Source organism: Pararhizobium sp. PWRC1-1 (assembly GCF_049897905.1).
Lineage (GTDB): Bacteria > Pseudomonadota > Alphaproteobacteria > Rhizobiales > Rhizobiaceae > Pararhizobium.
On record NZ_JAFCXE010000011.1, the window covers coordinates 123,531 to 142,354 of the forward strand.

At 59.9% G+C, this 18,824-nt stretch carries 18 protein-coding genes; 15 read left to right on the forward strand and 3 right to left on the reverse strand.

All coding sequences use genetic code 11. The features are described 5' to 3' along the window. The 7 genes from ACP7E0_RS18020 to ACP7E0_RS18050 all read left to right on the forward strand — a co-directional run bounded on the left by ACP7E0_RS18020 (position 1) and on the right by ACP7E0_RS18050 (position 7,538). A complete protein-coding gene (locus ACP7E0_RS18020) occupies positions 1-1,113 on the forward strand; it encodes an ABC transporter ATP-binding protein (protein ID WP_426126519.1) in 1,113 nt (370 codons plus the stop codon). 8 nt (positions 1,114-1,121) lie between these two features. Next, the gene (locus ACP7E0_RS18025) at positions 1,122-2,630 is read left to right on the forward strand and encodes a GMC oxidoreductase (protein ID WP_426126521.1); all 1,509 of its coding nucleotides are present in this window, start codon (positions 1,122-1,124) and stop codon (positions 2,628-2,630) included. Beyond that, positions 2,627-3,400 carry a 3-ketoacyl-ACP reductase gene (locus ACP7E0_RS18030; RefSeq protein ID WP_426126523.1) on the forward strand — a complete coding sequence of 258 codons (774 nt, stop codon included), beginning with the start codon at positions 2,627-2,629 and terminating at the stop codon, positions 3,398-3,400. Before ACP7E0_RS18025 ends, ACP7E0_RS18030 begins: the two co-directional genes overlap by 4 nt. A gap of 148 nt (positions 3,401-3,548) precedes the next feature. Then, on the forward strand, positions 3,549-5,204 hold the full coding sequence (locus tag ACP7E0_RS18035) for a GMC family oxidoreductase (protein WP_426126524.1): 1,656 nt from the start codon (positions 3,549-3,551) through the stop codon (positions 5,202-5,204). Between the two features lie 9 nt (positions 5,205-5,213). After that, entirely contained in the window at positions 5,214-5,528 is a 315-nt protein-coding gene (locus ACP7E0_RS18040; protein ID WP_426126525.1) for a Dabb family protein, read from the forward strand. A gap of 6 nt (positions 5,529-5,534) precedes the next feature. Beyond that, positions 5,535-6,803 carry a glycerate kinase type-2 family protein gene (locus tag ACP7E0_RS18045; RefSeq protein WP_426126527.1) on the forward strand — a complete coding sequence of 423 codons (1,269 nt, stop codon included), beginning with the start codon at positions 5,535-5,537 and terminating at the stop codon, positions 6,801-6,803. A gap of 336 nt (positions 6,804-7,139) precedes the next feature. Beyond that, a complete protein-coding gene (locus tag ACP7E0_RS18050; RefSeq protein WP_426126529.1) occupies positions 7,140-7,538 on the forward strand; it encodes a response regulator in 399 nt (132 codons plus the stop codon). Between the two features lie 19 nt (positions 7,539-7,557). On the opposite strand, the gene ACP7E0_RS18055 is transcribed toward ACP7E0_RS18050, so the two are convergent. Further along, positions 7,558-9,474 (reverse strand): sensor histidine kinase, encoded by a 1,917-nt coding sequence (locus ACP7E0_RS18055; protein ID WP_426126531.1) that lies wholly within the window; start codon positions 9,472-9,474, stop codon positions 7,558-7,560. A 395-nt stretch (positions 9,475-9,869) separates the two neighbouring features. On the opposite strand from ACP7E0_RS18055, the gene ACP7E0_RS18060 reads away from it, so the two are divergent. Both ACP7E0_RS18060 and ACP7E0_RS18065 read left to right on the forward strand, forming a co-directional pair. Beyond that, positions 9,870-10,787: a transglutaminase-like domain-containing protein gene (locus ACP7E0_RS18060; RefSeq protein ID WP_426126533.1), complete on the forward strand. Its 918-nt coding sequence runs from the start codon at positions 9,870-9,872 to the stop codon at positions 10,785-10,787. Between the two features lie 173 nt (positions 10,788-10,960). Then, entirely contained in the window at positions 10,961-11,110 is a 150-nt protein-coding gene (locus ACP7E0_RS18065) for a hypothetical protein (RefSeq protein ID WP_426126535.1), read from the forward strand. A 64-nt stretch (positions 11,111-11,174) separates the two neighbouring features. Here ACP7E0_RS18065 and ACP7E0_RS18070 read toward each other — a convergent pair whose 3' ends face one another. Both ACP7E0_RS18070 and ACP7E0_RS18075 read right to left on the reverse strand, forming a co-directional pair. Further along, entirely contained in the window at positions 11,175-11,564 is a 390-nt protein-coding gene (locus tag ACP7E0_RS18070) for a YybH family protein (RefSeq protein ID WP_426126537.1), read from the reverse strand. 18 nt (positions 11,565-11,582) lie between these two features. Then, positions 11,583-12,209 (reverse strand): TetR/AcrR family transcriptional regulator, encoded by a 627-nt coding sequence (locus tag ACP7E0_RS18075; RefSeq protein ID WP_426126539.1) that lies wholly within the window; start codon positions 12,207-12,209, stop codon positions 11,583-11,585. A 116-nt stretch (positions 12,210-12,325) separates the two neighbouring features. Here ACP7E0_RS18075 and ACP7E0_RS18080 point away from each other — a divergent pair, with 116 nt between their 5' ends. The 6 genes from ACP7E0_RS18080 (at position 12,326) to ACP7E0_RS18105 (ending at position 18,758) form a co-directional block, all read left to right on the forward strand. Continuing rightward, positions 12,326-13,420, forward strand: coding sequence for a polyamine ABC transporter substrate-binding protein (locus ACP7E0_RS18080; RefSeq protein ID WP_426126541.1), 1,095 nt, complete (start codon positions 12,326-12,328; stop codon positions 13,418-13,420). A gap of 266 nt (positions 13,421-13,686) precedes the next feature. Next, positions 13,687-14,550 (forward strand): ABC transporter permease, encoded by an 864-nt coding sequence (locus ACP7E0_RS18085; RefSeq protein ID WP_426126543.1) that lies wholly within the window; start codon positions 13,687-13,689, stop codon positions 14,548-14,550. Between the two features lies 1 nt (position 14,551). Continuing rightward, the gene (locus tag ACP7E0_RS18090; RefSeq protein ID WP_426126545.1) at positions 14,552-15,340 is read left to right on the forward strand and encodes an ABC transporter permease; all 789 of its coding nucleotides are present in this window, start codon (positions 14,552-14,554) and stop codon (positions 15,338-15,340) included. Then, entirely contained in the window at positions 15,337-16,428 is a 1,092-nt protein-coding gene (locus ACP7E0_RS18095; protein ID WP_426126547.1) for an ABC transporter ATP-binding protein, read from the forward strand. Before ACP7E0_RS18090 ends, ACP7E0_RS18095 begins: the two co-directional genes overlap by 4 nt. Before the next feature lie 144 nt (positions 16,429-16,572). Beyond that, positions 16,573-17,307, forward strand: coding sequence for an MBL fold metallo-hydrolase (locus ACP7E0_RS18100; RefSeq protein WP_426126549.1), 735 nt, complete (start codon positions 16,573-16,575; stop codon positions 17,305-17,307). Positions 17,308-17,324: 17 nt separating this feature from the next. Then, a complete protein-coding gene (locus ACP7E0_RS18105) occupies positions 17,325-18,758 on the forward strand; it encodes an aldehyde dehydrogenase family protein (RefSeq protein ID WP_426126551.1) in 1,434 nt (477 codons plus the stop codon). Positions 18,759-18,824: the final 66 nt, after the last annotated feature.

Sequence of the window (18,824 nt, forward strand, 5' to 3'; positions counted from 1 at the left end):
ATGGCTTTCCTCGAAATATCCGGTCTGAAAAAGCGTTTCGGCTCTCTGGAAATCCTCAAGGGCATCGACCTTGAACTGGAGAAGGGCGGCTTCCTGGTTCTGGTCGGCCCCTCGGGCTGCGGCAAGTCCACGCTGCTCAACACCATTGCCGGGCTTGAATCGATCACCGAAGGTTCGATCCGCGTCGATGGACGGGCGATAGACGACCTGCATCCGTCCAAGCGCGATATCGCCATGGTGTTCCAATCCTATGCGCTCTATCCCAACATGACCGTTGCCGGGAACATTTCCTTTGGCATGGAGATGCGCGGCGTGCCGGTTGAGGAACGCAAACAGGCGATCGACAAGGTCGCCAAGGTGCTGCAGATCACTCATCTGCTCGACCGCAAGCCAAGCCAGCTTTCCGGCGGCCAGCGCCAGCGCGTCGCCATGGGCCGCGCCCTGGTGCGCGATCCAAAGCTGTTCCTGTTCGACGAACCGCTGTCCAACCTCGATGCCAAGCTGCGCGTCGATATGCGCATCGAGATCAAGCGGTTGCACCAGGCAACCGGCACATCCATCGTCTACGTTACCCATGATCAGATCGAGGCGATGACGCTCGCCACCAAGATCGCCGTCATGCGCGATGGCGAAGTGCAGCAGTTTGGCACCCCCGCCGAGATCTACAACAATCCGAAGAACCTGTTCGTGGCGGATTTCATGGGCTCGCCGGCGATGAACCTTCTGACCGCGACGATCGAAGGCGGCGGCAACGATCTGCATGTTTCGCTGCTGCGGCCAGAAGCCCAACCGCTGCGCGTGCCGGTGCCGCAGATCGGTGGTCTTGCCGCCTATTCCGGCAAGCAGGTAATTTTCGGCATCCGTCCGGAAGCTCTGACCGATCCGGATGGTGCTGATCGCAATGCGAAATCCCTGTTTGAAGGCGATTGCCTGATCGACGTCGTTGAACCGGCTGGTTCCGATACATTTGCGGTCACCAAGCTTGGCGGCAAGGAAGTGGTGGCTCGCCTGCGTGCCGACGCTCGCATCGCGCCCGGCCAGACCGCCCGGCTTGCGTTTAATCTGGACAAGGCGGTGTTCTTCGATCCGCAAAGCCAGCAGCGCATCGGCTGATCCTCGTCATGGTAAAGCAGCCCGATATCGTCATCATCGGCTCCGGCATCGGCGGAGCGACGATCGCTTCCGCGCTTGCCGGATCCGGCGCGGATATCCTCATTCTCGAGGCCGGCGGCCATATCGAGGACCGGCTGGAAAATCGCGACCAGCGGGCGATCTTCCAGCGCGGTCATTTCCGGCCGAAGGAACTCTGGTACGAAACGGACGGCAAGGGCTTCAATCCCGGCAACTACTACAATGTCGGGGGCAATTCGAAATTCTTCGGCGCGGTGCTGGTGCGTTATCGCCGCGAGGATTTTGCCGAGATGGCGCATCTGGAAGGTGTCTCGCCAGCCTGGCCATTTGCCTATGAAGAGCTTGAGCCGTGGTACAGCCGTGCCGAACAGCTTTATCAGGTGCGCGGCGTTCTCGGGCAGGACCCGACCGAGCCTGCACATTCGCAAGACTACGCTTTTCCGCCGGTGCCGGACGAGGCTCCGATCTCGTCGGTGCGCGGCAAGCTGAAGCGCAATGGCCTGCATCCCTATTCGCTGCCGTTGGGCATCGATATCGACAAGTGGCTGGCGAAAGCAAAGACCCCTTGGGATGCGCATCCCAACAGTTTCGACGGCAAGATGGATGCCGAGACGGCGGCGCTGACGGTGGCGTTGCAGCACTCAAACGTGCGGCTTCAGACCGGATCGCGGGTGACGCGGCTTGAAACGGCCGTGGACGGCAAGCGCATCGAAACGGTGCGCTATATCAAGGATGGTACCGAGCAGACGATATCGCCGAAACTCGTCATCCTGTCTGCCGGTGCCGTCCAGTCGTCCGTCCTGCTCCTGCGCTCCGCCAATGCCCTGCACCCGAAGGGGCTGGCCAACAGCTCGGACCAGGTCGGCCGCAATTTCATGAACCACAATTCGAGCGCCGTCCTGGCAATCTCGCCATTCTTCAAGAACACCTCGATCTACCAGAAGACCTTCGGCTTCAACGACTATTACCTTTCGGACGGCGAGGGCGGGCCGCCGCTCGGCAATGTCCAGCTTCTCGGCCGGATCTCCGGGCCGATCCTGAAGGCGAACATTCCCTCCATGCCGGAATGGCTGCTCAACCAAGTGTCGGCGCATGCGATCGATTTCTATGCGATGAGCGAAGACATTCCGCATCCGGAAAGCCGGATCATGGTCGATGGCGAGCGCATCGTGCTGCAATGGGTGCGGACAAACTGGGACGCGCATCTGATGCTTGTGAAGAAGTTGAAGCAGGCGCTCAGGGGCGCAGGTTTCCCGATCGTGCTGTCGCGGCCCTTTGATAAACGCACCCCGTCGCATCAGTGCGGCACAGTGCGCATGGGCAACGATCCGGCTTCGGCGCCGCTTGATATCTACTGCCGTTCATTCGATCACCAGAACCTCTTCGTCGTCGATGCCAGCTGCCTGCCCACTTCGGCTGCGGTCAATCCGGCTCTGACGGTCGCGGCGCAGGCTCTGCGTGTTGCCGATCATATCGTGTCGAAGGATCTGGCGGCATGAGCGATCCCAAGCGCCCCGTTGCCATCGTCACCGGCGGCCGCCGCGGCATCGGGCTGGGCATTGCCCGGGCGCTGGCAAAAGACGGTTTCGATATTGCCATCACCGGTATCGGCGATGCCGATCAGGTCTCGGGCGTGCTGGAAAATCTGGCGGCGCTCGGCGCCAAGGCAATCTTCCTGAAAGCGGATCTTTCCGACCTTTCCGGCCATCAGGCAACGGTCGATGTGGTTCTGGCTGAGTTCGGCAGGGTTGATTGCCTCGTCAACAATGCGGGCATGGCATCGGTGGTGCGCGGCGATTTCCTCGATCTGACACCGGAAAATTTCGACACGATCATCGGTACCAATCTGCGTGGCACGGTGTTTTTCACGCAGGCAGTGGTGAAGTCCATGCTGGCAGGTGGTGCCAGCGGGCCTCGTTCGGTGATCAATATCACCTCTGTTTCGGCGACGATGAGTTCGCCAGAGCGGCTGGACTACTGCATGAGCAAGGCCGGGCTCGCCGCCTTTTCGCAAGGGCTGGCGCTACGGCTCGCGGATACCGGTATCTCGGTGTTTGAAGTGCGGCCCGGTATTATCCGCTCCGACATGACGGCAGGCGTTTCTGCCAAATACGATGCGTTGATCGACGGCGGGCTGGTGCCGATGAAACGCTGGGGCGAGGCGGACGATATCGGCCGCATGGTCGCGGCATTGGCAAACGGCAGTTTCGGTTTTGCCACCGGCACAGTGATCAATGCCGATGGTGGGCTGTCGATCGGGCGGTTGTGAATTTTACCTCCCCCTTGAGGGGGAGGTCGCGCGGAACGCGCGGGTGGGGGTGATCCAATGGGACCGCTACAGGTCACCCCACCCCGGAGCGTTGCTCCGACCCTCCCCCTCAAGGGGAGGGTGAAGATAGATTTTTAAGGACGACGACATGACCTACGATTATATCATCACAGGTGCCGGACCGGCCGGTTGCGTGCTTGCCAATCGCCTGACCGAAGACGCCGATGTCAAGGTGCTGCTGCTCGAGGCTGGTGGCAGCGACTGGAATCCGCTGTTCCATATGCCGGCCGGTTTTGCCAAGATGACCAAGGGCGTCGCCAGCTGGGGCTGGGAGACCGTTCCGCAGAAGCACATGAAGAACCGGGTGCTGCGTTATACGCAGGCCAAGGTGATTGGCGGCGGTTCGTCGATCAATGCGCAGCTTTACACGCGTGGCAATGCGGCGGATTACGATCTCTGGGCCAGCGAAGACGGCTGCACCGGCTGGGATTACCGCAATGTGCTGCCCTATTTCAAACGCTCGGAAGACAACCAGCGTTTCGCCGACGATTATCATTCCTATGGTGGGCCGCTCGGTGTTTCGATGCCGGTGTCGGGGCTGCCGATCTGCGATGCCTATATCCGCGCGGGCCAAGAGCTTGGCATTCCCTACAATCACGATTTCAACGGTAAGCAGCAAGCGGGCGTCGGCTTTTATCAGCTGACCCAGCGCAACCGCCGCCGCTCGTCGGCGTCGCTTGCCTATCTCAATCCGATCCGGGATCGCAAAAACCTGACGGTGCGGCTTGGCGCGCGGGTGACGCGGATCGTGCTCGAAGGAACGCGCGCCGTCGGCGTCGAAGTCGCGACCGCAAAGGGACTGGAAATCATCCGGGCCGAGCGCGAGGTTCTAGTCTCCTCGGGTGCCATCGGTTCGCCGAAACTGCTGCAGCAATCGGGCATCGGCCCGGCCGACCATCTGCGCTCCGTCGGCGTTGCGGTGAAACATGACCTGCCCGGTGTCGGTAGCAATCTTCAGGACCATCTCGATCTGTTCGTCATTTCCGAATGCACCGGCGACCATACCTATGACGGTGTGGCAAAGCTTCACCGCACCCTTTGGGCGGGGCTGCAATATGTGCTGTTCCGCTCCGGCCCGGTCGCCTCATCGCTGTTTGAGACCGGCGGCTTTTGGTATGCCGATCCGAATGCGCGTTCGCCCGATATCCAGTTCCATCTTGGTTTGGGCTCCGGCATTGAGGCCGGTGTGGAGAAGCTAAAGAACGCCGGGGTAACGCTGAATTCCGCTTACCTGCATCCGCGCTCGCGCGGCACTGTCCGGCTCTTGTCTGCTGATCCTGCGGCGGCACCCTTGATCGATCCGAATTACTGGAGCGATCCGCATGATCGCAAGATGTCGCTGGAAGGCTTGAAGATCGCCCGCGAAATCTTAAGCCAAGCGGCGCTAAAACCCTATATCATGGCCGAGCGTTTGCCGGGGCCGAAGGTGATGACCGATGCCGAACTGTTCGAGTATGGTTGCGCCAATGCCAAGACCGATCATCATCCGGTCGGGACCTGCAAGATGGGCACCGGCGCTGATGCCGTCGTCGGGCTTGATCTGAGGGTGCACGGAATGCAGGGCCTGCGCGTCTGCGACAGTTCCGTCATGCCGCGTGTTCCCTCTTGCAATACCAATGGACCGACGATCATGATGGGTGAAAAGGGCTCGGACATTATCCGCGAGCGGCAACCCTTGCCGGCCACCATCTTCAGCCATGAGCGCAACGACCAGCGGCCGCGGGCGCGCGCCGATATCCGATAGGAACCTGCCATGATCCGCCATTGTGTTTTCATCCGCTTCCAGTCAACCGTCGCCGATACCGAGCGCCAATCCATCCTGGCAGATATCGCCGCGCTGCAGGGGCTGGTTCCCGGTTATCTTACCTTCACCGCCGGTGCCAATGTCAGCCCGGAGGGTCTTGGCAAGGGCTACAACAGTAGCTTCATCATCGATTTCGCCGATGTGGCGGCGCGCGATGCCTATCTCATTCACCCCGCGCATGAAAAGGCCGGTGGCCGGATCGTTGCAGCGACCGAAGGCGGCATCGACGGGGTCTTCGTCTATGATTTCGAGATTTCGGGCTGATTTTTAATGATAGCTGAACCGCGCGCCTTTCTGACGAGCCTGTTTGACGCCGCTGTAAAAGCTGCCGATCCATTGGCGGCGATCCGTGCTCATCTGCCGGAGAGGCCCAAAGGCCGGACGATCGTCGTCGGCGCGGGCAAGGCGGCAAGCCAGATGGCGGCGGCGTTCGAAAGCCTGTGGGATGGGCCTTTGGAAGGTGCCGTGGTGGCGCGGCATGGCCCGATAGCGGCGTGCGAGCGGATCCGCGTTCTGCAGTCGGCGCATCCGGTGCCGGACGAGGCCGGGCTCGCGGGATCGGCAGAGTTGCTGCGGCTGGTCGAAGGGTTGACGCCGGACGATCTGGTGGTGGCGTTGATATCCGGTGGCGGGTCTTCCCTCTTGCCGGCGCCCCCGCAAGGGCTAACGCTCATGGATGAAATCGCCGTCAACAAAGCGCTGCTTTCCTCCGGTGCGCCGATTTCTGCGATGAACGTAGTGCGCAAGCATGTCTCGCGCATCAAGGGTGGCCGGTTGGGTTTCACTGCCGCACCGGCACGTGTCGTCAGCCTGATCGTCTCCGATGTCCCTGGCGACAATCCGGCCTTCGTTGCCTCCGGTCCGACTATTCCCGATCTCTCCACGCCTGCGGATGCTCTTGCGATCGCCAGCCGATATGGAATGACATTGCCCGAGGCCGTCATGCGCCACCTTGCATCGGAGCATTCGGCCGCGCCAAAGCCGGATCATCCTGCGTTCGCAAGCCAGCAGCACCACATCATTGCATCGGCCAGCGTCTCGCTTGAGGTTGCGGCAGCAAAAGCGCGGACACTGGGGGTCGAGGCGGTTATCCTGTCGGATGCGATCGAAGGGGAAGCCCGCGATATCGGCCGGATGCACGCGGCGATCGCCCGGGAAACCGCGCTACGCAATCGTCCCTTCTCGAAGCCCGTCGTCATTCTCTCTGGCGGTGAGACGACGGTGACGATTTCGGGCGATACCTATGGCAAGGGAGGCCGCAACAGTGAGTTCCTGCTCTCGTTCTCGCTGGATATCGATGGTGTCGAGGGCATTCACGCGCTGGCAGCCGATACTGACGGCATCGATGGGTCAGAGGACAATGCCGGTGCCTTTGCCGATGGTTCCACCGCAAGCCGCATGCGGGCGGCCGGCGCTGATCCCCGCGATCATCTCGCCCGCCACGATGCCTGGAGCGCGTTCCATGCCAGCGGCGATTTGTTCGTGCCGGGTCCGACGGGCACCAATGTCAACGATTTGCGGGCGATACTGGTTTTTTAGAGCACCGCTAAAACGGTTTCCCCGGCGATCCGGCCAAATCTGCCGCCCCCGTTAGGCAGGTAAACTGTGGATATTGCAGATATTATGCATATGGACTGGAACAATCGGGGCAGGGGGGCGTTGGCTGGCTTCGAAGGGTTGATATTCCTAACTTCGGCAGACGCCGCGCGTTCAGTACTATTTGTCCTTCACGAACGATCATGGGGCTGGTTGGTTGACGAAAATGTCCCATATTTCTTCGACTGTCCGGCCCGCCGGACAAGCCGCGCGGACCAGGGGCAAAGCAGATGATATTCCCTACTCCGCAAAACGCACATGATGGATGAGAGTGTTGGAATGAGCTGTAAAATCCTGGTGGTCGAAGACGAAATCTTCGTTGCGACCGAAATCGAATATCTGGTTGCCGAACTTGGGCATAGTCCGATTGGTATCGCTGCTGACAAGGCGTCGGCGTTCAATCTTGCGCCTTTCGCCGATATAGCCCTGGTCGACCTCAATCTTCGTGATGGACCGACGGGGACGGAAATCGGCCGCACGCTGGCCGAACAGCATGGCGTCACAGTTCTGTTCATGACCGCCAATCCATCCCAGCTCGCTGATGGCGTTCCGGGAACAGTCGGTGTGATTTCAAAACCCGTCGGTGAAGACGAGCTTCGTCAGGTCGTCAGCTATGCCGTCGCCAAGCGCAATTCGCTTGCTGCCGATGTCCCGCCGCGTTTGCGGGTCTTTCAGTAATTACCCATAAAGCGTGGCATTACGGCCGCGCCGCCAGCTTGCTGCTGCGCCGGATCGACGCCAGCGGTACCGATACACGCACGCGGACTCCGTCCTCATCCCACTTCCGCTGGAATTGCCCACCGAGCTGGCCTTCGACACTGATCTTCATCAGCCGCGACCCGAACCCTTCCTGCTCTGGCTGGTGGACGATTGCCGGGTTGCCGCTTTCCTTCCATTCCAGCACGTAGTTTTCCTGATCGTGATGACCGGCAATGGTCAGGCGGCCGTTGGGGTGCGAAAACGCGCCATATTTGGCCGAATTCGTCGCCAGTTCGTGCAGTAGCAGCGCCAGTGGCGTCGCGGCGCTGTCGCCAATGACGGTGTCGTCGCCGGCGAAGACGATGCGATTGTCCATCTCCTCCAGGCCATAGGGTTCAAGCAGCCGCTGCGAGAGGCCGAAGATGCTGGTTTCGAGATCGACCGGTCTCGAGGTCCTGCTGTGCGGGCGCACGAAATCATGGGCGCGTCCCATCGCTTCAATGCGCTTGCGCAGCAGATCGGCAAAGTTTCGGGATTCGGGAGCCGAGCGGGCGGATAGACTGATGATGCCGCTGAGCACGGAGAATATATTCTTGATCCGGTGGCTGAGTTCATGGGCAACGATCTCGCGCTCGGCCTGAACCATCTTGGCATCGTGGATGTCGGTGCAGGTGCCGTACCAGCGGATGATTTCGCCGTTATTATCGCGAATGGGTAATGCGCGTCCCAGCACCCACCGATAGACGCCGCTATGATGGCGCAGGCGATACTCAACCTGATAGGCGTCTCCTGTCTGCAGCGAATGGCGCCATACCGCCCAAGCGCGTTCCCGATCCTCCTCGTGGAACATGTCATTCCAACCCTCGCCGTCTGTCGATCCCTCCGGAACACCGGTGAATTCGTACCACCGGGCATTGTAATAGTCGTGGAATCCGTCCGGTAAGGTCGACCAAACCATTTGCGGCATGGCGTTGGCGAGGGTGCGGAACCCTATTTCCGAGCGGGCATGGGCTTCGACGGCTTCCTTTTGCGCGGTAATATCGACGGACACACCAGGGAAGCGGATGCACTGCCCGTTGTGATCGATCAAAGGCTGTCCTTCGGCAAGGACCCATTTTATGCTGCCATCCTCTTGAACAAGGCGGTATTCCTTGGAAAAGCGGCTGCCCGTTTCCATCGCGCTCTGCATGCCGCTACCAACCGATTGAACATCGTCTGGATGGATCGTTCTGACAAAATTCGCGATGGGCGTGCCATGGCTGGCAACCTGCGGATCGACCCCGTAGAGCCGCGCGAACTTTTCGTCGGAATAGACCAGATCCTCCGGAACATGCCAGTCCCAGGTGCCGACGATGGCGGAACTGCCGAGCGCCAGCGAAAGCTGTTCGCGGCTTTGGGCAAGCTCTTGTTCGGCCATCACCCCCTTGGTGGTTTCGACGACAAGGGCGAGCACGGCGACGACGCTGCCGTCGTCATCCAGGATGGGGCTGTAGTCGAGATCGAGCCAGACGGTTTCAGCGATGCCGTTGCGGTTAAAGGTAAAATTCTGGTCTTCATAGGAGAGGCTTTCCCCTCCAAACACGCGGTCAATGACGTCGGCGTTGAACTCTGCAACTTCCGGCCAGGCGGACAGGACCGAAGCGCCAAAACAATCCGGGTGCCGCCCCCCGGCGATGGCGATATAGGCGTCATTGTAGAGCATGATGCCCTCGCGCCCGGCTAGCAACGCCATCGGGATAGGCGACGCGAGCATCATCCGGCAGGCTGCTTTCAGCGCGGCGGGCCAGGCTTGCGCTGCACCAAGGTTCGTCGTCGTCCAATCGGTTCGATTGAAACGGCTCAGCATTTCGCTGGCGGCGAGTTTGGCGGGAATCTTTCCCCCGGCGAGGGGAAACAAAGGCGACTGACTATCCATACGCTCTCAAATGCTATGACGGGCGGGCTCGACGAGAAGGCAGATATAGAGAGGGGTTGCCGGAAGTCATCCGATGCGCTGTTATTTCTTTCGCAGGCTGCCCCAGCGAGCGGTGCATATGATGTGCAGCCGCATGCAACGATGTTGCCGGATTGTACAAGTTGGCCTAGTATCCGGGTCTAGCGCGCGTAATTCGGGCGCGAGATCGGGACCATGGCGTGGCCACCTGTCCAACCGTTCGCCGCTGCATCCGTCCGCCGAATTGACTGTTCTTGTATGCGTCAGGTCTGACGGCAACGTGCCCAGTGTCAGAGCTCGTCCGGTCATTTTTTACCGACATGAAACAGGAACAAATCCGCAGGATGTCCGTTCTTGCCGCGTGGTGGAGGTAGCACATGTTCATTCGGTTGGGTTACGAGATAGGCATCAGTTGCAGTCAGCCGACCCCGATGATGACCTTTCTGTCCGTGGATCGTGCAAGACGGCACGATATCGTCAGCGAGCGGGGGCCGATTTCTGATCCGGTGGTGAAAATGGGAGAGGTCACCGACCCCTTCGGCAATGTCTGCATGCGGATGGTTGTTCCTGCAGGCGGCTTGCGCCTCACCTATGATGCCGTGATCAAGGATAGCGGGCGGCCAGATCCCGTGAACCGCGGCGCTCAGGCCGTGCCGGTCGAAAAACTGCCGCCGGAATGCCTGCCTTACCTGTCGGCCAGCCGTTACTGCGAAACTGACCGTTTCGGTGCGCTTGCCTGGCGCCTGTTCGGCGAGATCGAGCCGGGCTGGGGCCGCGTTCAGGCGATATGCGATTATGTGCATCAACGCCTGACCTTCAGTTATGGTTATACCGCGACGTTGCGCACCGCGATGGAAGCGCATGAGGAAAGGGCAGGGGTTTGCCGCGACTACGCCCACCTTGCGGTGACGCTCTGCCGCTGCATGAATATGCCTGCGCGCTACGTCAACGGTTACATGGGCGATATCGGTGTGACCGACAATCCGGCGCCGATGGATTTCAATGCCTGGTTCGAAGTGTTTCTGGATGACCGCTGGTACACGTTCGATGCCCGTCACAACATTCCCCGTATCGGCCGCATCGCCGTCGCCCGAGGCCGCGATGCTGCCGATATTCCGCTGATCCAGACATTCGGCAAGCATGAATTGACGACCTTCAAGGTATGGACCTCCACTGAGGCGGATGGGGCGCTGACCAAGCCGCATAGCCGGGCGGATGTCTCGCTTGTGACGCCGTGGTTCAGCGAGCGCTGGTCCCGGCTTGTCCAGCAGAGAGAGCATGAGCGGGAACATTGAACGGTCGGCGGCGTTACACCCGATAGCGAATAGTCCGGAAGGTTGGTTTTTTCCCGTTGGGTGCAAAAAGCAGAAAATAATATCTATAAACTTGATAGAAAATATCGGAGAAAAGCACAGGACATTGCCGGAACCGCGGCAGGATATCTGCAACAACTCAAGTGGAGGACAGAATGCAAGGTTCGAAACCAGTCATGCAGAAGAGCCCGGTGAGCTATGGAGCTTATCCGGTACCGCATTTTTCCTGGACACTCGCCGTGCAGGCCACCGCATTGGCCGCCGCCTTCCTGTTTGTTACAGCGATGGTCTGCGGCGCGATCTGAGCTTTACAAACGACGTATATTCCATCGAGCCCCTAATCCCTTTGGATGCAGGGGCTTTGGTTTTTTAGGATGCCCGCGATAAATGCTCGTGGACGGCGAGCCAAGTGCCATCCTCTTGTCTTTCGAAAACGATTGTCTCGCGTTCCTGACTGGTGATGGTTTTTCCGCCGAATTCCGCCTGAGTTTCGACGCTATGGGTGAAGATCGCCACACTGCCTAGCATTTGGATGTTGCGATCGCTGGAGTTGCACGACAGAACCTTGAAGCCGTCGCGTTCCCAGAGCGCCCATTCCGCTTCGTAAGCCTCGCGGTTTCTCAACGGGCGATCGAGATTGTGGAAGATGAAGGTCGCGTCCTTCGAAAAGGCCGAGAAATATCGCTCGCGGTCATGTCTGGAAAAGGCGTCGACGAGGCTGTTGGCGGCTGCGAAGACCGCATTCGTTGTGTGTTCCATCCCTGAACATCCTGTTTGTTATTGTAATTTCGGGCCGCTGACCAGCGTTGCCAGTGGCCGGTTCTGCCGGCCGACGATGTCCTTCAGCGTATCCAGCGTCATCGCCTCGTCCTTGACGAATTCGATGAACATCATGTTGAGATTGTTGAAGAACATCTGCCCCGCACCGACCGCATCGATGCCCGGCATGACGCCACCGCGCAGCTGCAGTTTGGCGATTAGGGTCGAGACCTGGTCGCAGAGACGGCCATCGAGTTCGGTATAGCGCCGGCTGAACGGGCTTTCCGGCTGCTGGATCGAGATCGCCATCGCGGTGCGCCACATTTCCTTGCTGAGATAGACGAGGGAATGGTCATAATATTGACCGATCAGCACTTTCAGCGCCTCACCGACCGTATCCGGCGGGTTATCGACGATCACTTTACCGGCGGCAAGCACTTCCTCGACTTCCATGGACACGGCAGCGACTAGGATGTCGCCCTTGTTCTGGTAGTAATTGTAGAAAGTACCAACAGAGACTTCCGCGCGCTCGGCAATATCTTCGATGCGGGCGCTGTCATAACCGACTTCCCGGAAAAGCTCCGTCGCTGCCTGCAGGATGCGCCGATTCCTGTCGGCTTTCTGTCTTGCACGAAGCCCGGTCATGCCGCCTTTTTCCTTTTTTTGAATGCCCTCAAAAATGACATTGACTTAAAAATTGAACTCATTCAATCTTTTTGTGAAGGCGCCGCAATGAGCGCTGTAAACCAGAGGGCAACGCGATGATCATTTCCGTGAATGGCGCTTTCGCGCGTCGATTTTTCTCTTCCGCAGCGGCGATCTCGCTTGCCGCAGTTTCTACCGTCAGCGCGCCAGCGCCGGCTTTTGCGACCGAGGAACTGAACGCGCTGGTCTGGTGTGACCACACAGATCCGGCGCTGGTCGAGCCGTTCGAGAAGGCCAATGACGTCAAGGTCAATTTGAAGGATTACGAGGGCACCGGTGCCGCCCTGTCGATCCTCGAGCAATCGCAGCCGGGTGATTGGGATGTGCTCGTCATCGACGGCGTCGATGTGCAGCGTGCGGTCGGTCTTGATCTTCTCGCCGAAATTCCCGCCGACAAGCTGCCGACCGCCCATATCTTTCCGGAAGTGCGGATGGAAGCCAACAATATGAAGGACGGCAAGACTTATGCCGTCACCGAAAAGTTCGGCTACAACACGATTTCCTACGACAAGACCAAAGTCGATCCGGCCGATATGAAGGATCTGTCGATCATCTGGTCCGACAAGTACAAGGGCCGGATCGCCCTCTACGACTACTATCTGCCGATGATCGGCCTCGTCGCCCTTGGCCTTGGCAAGAAGACCGCCGAGCTTTCCGACGCGGACATGCCGGCCATTGCCGAAAAGCTGTCGGAGATGAAGAATGCCTCCAAGCAGGTGAGCGATGTCGTTTCCTCGCAGACGGCGCTGGCGACCGGCGAAGTTGATATTCTTGTCGGCGGCGGCGAGTGGATCACGGCGGCATTGTCAGGTGAAAAGCCCAATCTTGACTGGACCGTGCCGGATCAGGGTGCCGTGCGCTGGGCCCAATCGATCGGCGTCATGAAGGCCTCGAAGAAGCAGGAGCTGGCGCTGAAATTCGTCCAGTATATCGTCAGCCCGGAAGGGCAGGCGCGGCTTGCGACCTCGTCGTGCTACTGGGCGATGCCTGCCAATAGGAAGGCCGGCGAACACCTGACGGATGCGCAGAAGGCAGCACTGCGCTGGAACGATCAGGCGGAATATCTGAAGAAGACCCAGCTCTATCCGATCCCGAGCGCCGAGCTTGACCAGAAGATGCAGGACGCCTGGACGGACATGATGCAGCAATAGGCTCTGGTTTTACCCTCCCCCTTGTGGGGAGGGTCGGATCGAAGCGGAGGGGAGGGGTTCTTTATTTTTTAGAAGAAGAACCCCTCCCCAACCCTCCCCACAAGGGGGAGGGAGCCCGACCGAGCAAGCAAGACGCACCCTCATCCGCCCTTCAGGCACCGTCTCCCCGTTTTGACGGGCAGGCGCACCAAGCGGCAACCTCGGTCGTTCCCTTTCCCTGCTTGCGGAGACAGGGCCAAGGGTGAGGGGCAATTTCGGAGCAGTTTATGTCCATCCTGACCCTCGAAGACACCGAACGCCGCAAGGCCTGGGGTTTTGTTGCCCCGGCGCTGCTCTGGACGATTGCCTTCTTCGTCGTGCCGTTCCTGTTCATGGCGGCGATGAGCCTGTGGTCGCGGCAGAGCGGCCAGATCGTCCGGGCCTGGAACCTCGACAATTACATTGCCTTCTTTGCCAAGGATTCACTGTTCCAGGGACTGGTGAATTCGCTGGAAATCACCCTGATCGTCACGGTGCTGTCGGTACTTCTCGCCTACCCGCTCGCCTGGATCATCGCCGAGCGGGTACCCAAACGGTTTCAACGGCTGGCGCTGATCATGGCGGTGCTGCCGTTCTGGACGTCTTATGTGGTGCGCTCCTATTCCTGGCTGCTGGTGCTGTCGCAGAACGGGGTGATAAATCAAACTCTGATGACGCTCGGCCTGATCAGCGAACCGCTGGAAATTGCCAGCAACCGGACGGCCACCGTCATTGGCTTCGTGCATTTCTTCGTCATGCTGTTGACGCTGACGATCTATGCCAACTTGATCCAGCTCTCGCCCAACTACCGACGTGCGGCGGCCGATCTCGGCGCGAATGCGCTGCAGACCTTCTGGCATGTCATCCTGCCTTTGACGCTGCCCGGGATCATGACCGGCGCCTTTTTGACCTTCGTGCTCTGCATCGGCGATTACGTCACGCCTCAAATCCTCGGTGGCAACAACGAACTGGTCTTGCCGCAGATCATCATGCTGCAGCTCGGCCGCCGGGCCGATTTTCCGATGGCGGCGGCGCTGTCGATCATCCTGATGCTGGCGGTGACGCTTGCCTATGTGCTCTGCGCTCGCTGGCTGAAGATCGAGAGGGCATGATATGCGTGATACGCTGACCAGGATCGCCTCCTTCGCCTATGCCGGTCTGATCTACGGCTTCATCTTTTTACCGGTCGCGGTGCTGGTGCTGTTCTCGTTCCAGGACGGCCGCCTGCCGGTGCCGCCGTTCAACGGCTTTTCACTGCAATGGTACGAGGCGGTCTTTGCCGACCGCAAGCTGATGGCGGCGCTGGCCAATTCCTTTATCGTGGCGATCGTTTCGTCGGTGATTGCCTGCCTGCTCGGGTTCCTCGCAGCCTACGCACTGGCCCGCCACAAGCTGCCGGGCTCGGCGCTGCAGCGCGGCCTGCTGATTGCGCCGATGACGGTCAGCTATCTGATCATCGCGCTTGGGCTTTTGACTGTGCTCAATACGTTCGGCATCCGCCTGTCGCTCTGGACCGTCGGCATCGGCCATGTGGTGATCAACCTGCCGCTCTGCTTTGCCATCATCTATTCCTCGATGGGCGATCATCACATCAATATCGAGCGCGCCGCGCGTGATCTTGGCGCCACTGATTTCAAGGTGATGGTGCTGGTGACCGCGCCGATGCTGCTGCCGTCGATCCTGGCTGCCTTTTTCCTGTCGGTCACGTTCAGCTGGGACGAGTTCATCATCGCGTTCCTGCTGTCGCGCTTCGACGTGACGCTGCCGGTTGAAATCTGGAGCCTTTTGCGCTCCGGCCTCAACCCGAAAACCAATGCCATCGGCTCGCTGGTCTTCCTCGTTTCCGTCGCGGTGCTGGCGGTGCTGGAACTGACCCTGTTCGGAAGGACGAAAAAATCATGACCGCTGCGGTTTCGGTTCACAACGCCACCAAGACGTTTGGCGCGTTCACGGCGCTCAACGATGTCTCGCTCGATATCAAGGCCGGCGAGTTCATCGTGCTGCTTGGGCCGTCCGGCTGCGGCAAGACCACGTTGCTCTCCATCCTCGGCGGCTTTCAGTCGCCGACCAAGGGTAAGGTGACGATCGCAGGCAAGGACATGACCGGTGTACCGCCGGCAAAACGCCCGACGACGACGATGTTTCAGGATTACGCGCTGTTTCCGCATATGAAGCTGCGCGACAATGTCGGCTTTGGGCTCAGGATGCGCGGCATAGCTAAGGCGGAGCGCGACGAAAAGGCGGTCGGATTCCTGGATCTCGTCGGGCTGAAAACATCGGCGGACAAGAAGCCGCACGAACTTTCCGGAGGCCAGCGCCAGCGCGTCGCCCTTGCCCGGGCGCTTGCCGTCGATCCCGACGTGCTGCTGCTCGATGAGCCGCTGGGCGCGCTCGATCTGAAACTGCGCCGCCAGATGCAGGACGAGTTGAAAGCGATCCAGAAGCGGGTCGGCACCACCTTCGTGCACGTGACCCACGATCAGGAAGAGGCGATGGCGATCGCCGACCGGATCGTTGTCATGAACCAGGGCCGGATCGAGGATTTCGGGCCGCCCGCCGATATCTACATGCGGCCGCGCTCGGTCTATTCCGCCGGGTTCATGGGCGAGGTCAATTTCATTCCGGGCACGGTCAAAAGCGTGGATGCGACGGCGGCTTTGGTCGAAACGGCGGTTGGTGCGATGACGCTGCCGATCACAAGCTTTACGGCTTCGGCACCGGCAACGGGACAAACCGTGATGCTCTGCATCCGCCCGGAACATTTCCGCCGGGCGGGGGAGACTGACGGTCCGGTCGTCTCGCTTGGCGAGGCCAAGATTACCGGCAGCGCCTTTTTCGGCACGCATTACCGCTGCCATCTGAAACCGGCGAATGCTCCGGATCTTTCCATCGTGGCGCATATGCCGCAATCGACGGCGGTGGCGGACGGCCAGATCGTCCCCCTTGCGGTCAGTCTTGCCGATATCGTAGCCTTGCCCAAGGGCACCTAACCCTCCCCCTTGTGGGGAGGGTCGGAGCGAAGCGGAGGGGAGGGGTTCTTTCTTTAAAAGGAAACCCCTCCCACCCTCCCCAGAAGGGGAGGGAGTTTACTGCGGCCGCGGCAATCGCTGCGACGTCTCAAACGGATTTTGGCAATGCAACGGATCAGTGCGGACAAATGGTATCAGGTGAGACGTCTCGATGACGACGTCACGGCCATTTCCGAACCCTTCATCCAGGAGTTCTACCGCTGCAATATCTGGCATGTGCGGGGCCGGGATCGCGACATGCTGGTCGATAGCGGCATGGGTGTCGTGTCGCTCAAGGACTATGTGCCGTTGGTCACCGGGCGGGATCTGATCGCCGTCGCCAGCCATACGCATTTCGATCATGTCGGCTGTCACCATGAGTTCGAGTGCCGCGCCGTGCATTCGGCCGAGGCCGACCTGCTGGCCAATCCGACGCGGGAAAACACGCTTGCCGATCCCTATGTCACCGACGATATCTTCGACGCTCTGCCGCCAGAACCCTATTGCTCGAAATGCTATGCGGTGAAGAAGGCTCCGGCGACGCGCATTCTCGAAGACGGCGACGTGATCGATCTCGGAGACCGGGTGTTCGAGGTCATCCATACACCCGGCCACTCCCCAGGGGGTATTGCGCTTTACGAGAAGGCGACGGAAATTCTGTTCTCCGGCGATATCCTCTATGACGGCCCACTGATCGAGGATACCTATCATTCCGATGCCGAAGACTATCTCTCCTCCATGGAGCGGCTGTTGAAAATTCCCGCCCGCATCGTGCATGGCGGTCATTTTCCGAGCTTCAGCGGTGAACGCTACCGCCAATTGATCACCGATTGGCTCAACGAAAAACAGAAGACGATCTGACGGGAAGGACAAGAAGCATGCTCGACAAACGCAAGTTCTATATCAACGGCGAATGGGTCGCTCCGCTCGTGGCCAACGATCTCGAGGTCCTGAACCCGGCGACGGAAAAGCCGGTCGCGGTGATTTCCATGGGCAGTGCCGGCGATATCGACCGCGCCGTTGCCGCCGCCAAGAAGGCATTTGTCACTTATAGCCGCACCACGACGGAAGAGCGTCTGGCACTTCTGGAAAAGCTGCTTGCCATCTACAAGCGCCGCTATGAGGAAATGGCGCAGACCATCACGCTCGAGCTCGGCGCACCGCTGTCGATGAGCCGCGAACAGCAGGCCGATGTCGGTGTTGGCCATCTCCAGGGTTTCATCGATGCGCTGAAGCGCCTGCACACCCGCGAAGTGCTGCCAAACGGCGACGTCATGCTGCGCGAACCGGTCGGCGTCTGCGGCCTGATCACACCCTGGAACTGGCCGATCAACCAGATCGCGCTGAAGGTTGTTCCCGCACTTGCAACCGGCTCGACCTGTGTGCTGAAGCCCTCCGAATTCACGCCGCTGAACGCGATGCTCTATGCGGAAATGGTGCATGAGGCAGGCTTTCCGGCCGGCACGTTCAACCTCGTCAATGCCGACGGCCTGAATGTCGGTGCCGCTCTTTCCAAGCACAAGGACGTCGACATGATGTCGTTCACGGGCTCGACCCGCGCCGGCATCGCCGTCAGCAAGGACGCGGCCGAAACGGTCAAGCGGGTGACGCTCGAACTGGGTGGCAAGTCGCCGAACATCGTCTTCGAAGATGCCGACCTTGAAGATCGCGTTGCCGGCAGCGTGCTGGAATGCTTCAACAATTCCGGCCAGTCCTGCGATGCGCCGACACGTCTGCTGGTGCAGAAGTCGGTCTATGACAAGGCCGTCGAGATAGCCACGCGGGTGGGTAAAGAGGCCAGGGTCGGCAATCCGGCCGAGGAAGGCAGCCATATCGGGCCGCTGGTCAGCGACGTGCAGTTCGGCCGGGTGCAGGCGCTTATCGAGGCGGGTATTGCCGAGGGCGCACGCGTTCTCGTCGGCGGTGCCGGCAAGCCGGAAGGCTTCGAGACCGGCTATTTCGTCAAGCCGACGATCTTTGCCGATGTTAACAATACGATGCGCATCGCCCGCGAAGAGGTGTTTGGCCCGGTCCTCGCCATCATGCCGTTCGAGACGGAAGAGGAAGCGATCGAGATCGCCAACGACACCAACTACGGTCTTGCTGCTTACGTCCAGACCGGTGATCCCAAGCGGGCCGAACGCGTGGCCTCGCGTCTTCGCGCCGGCATGGTTCATATCAATGGTGGTCCACATCGCTACGGCAGCCCGTTCGGCGGCTACAAGCAATCCGGCAACGGCCGCGAAGGCGGCATGTTCGGGCTTGAGGATTTCCTCGAGGTGAAGACGGTTCACCGGCCGGATGGGGCCTGAGATCGGCCTTAAGTACGCCGGATAAATCGAAATTCTTGCCGCCGGATGTTTGACGGCGGCAAGATA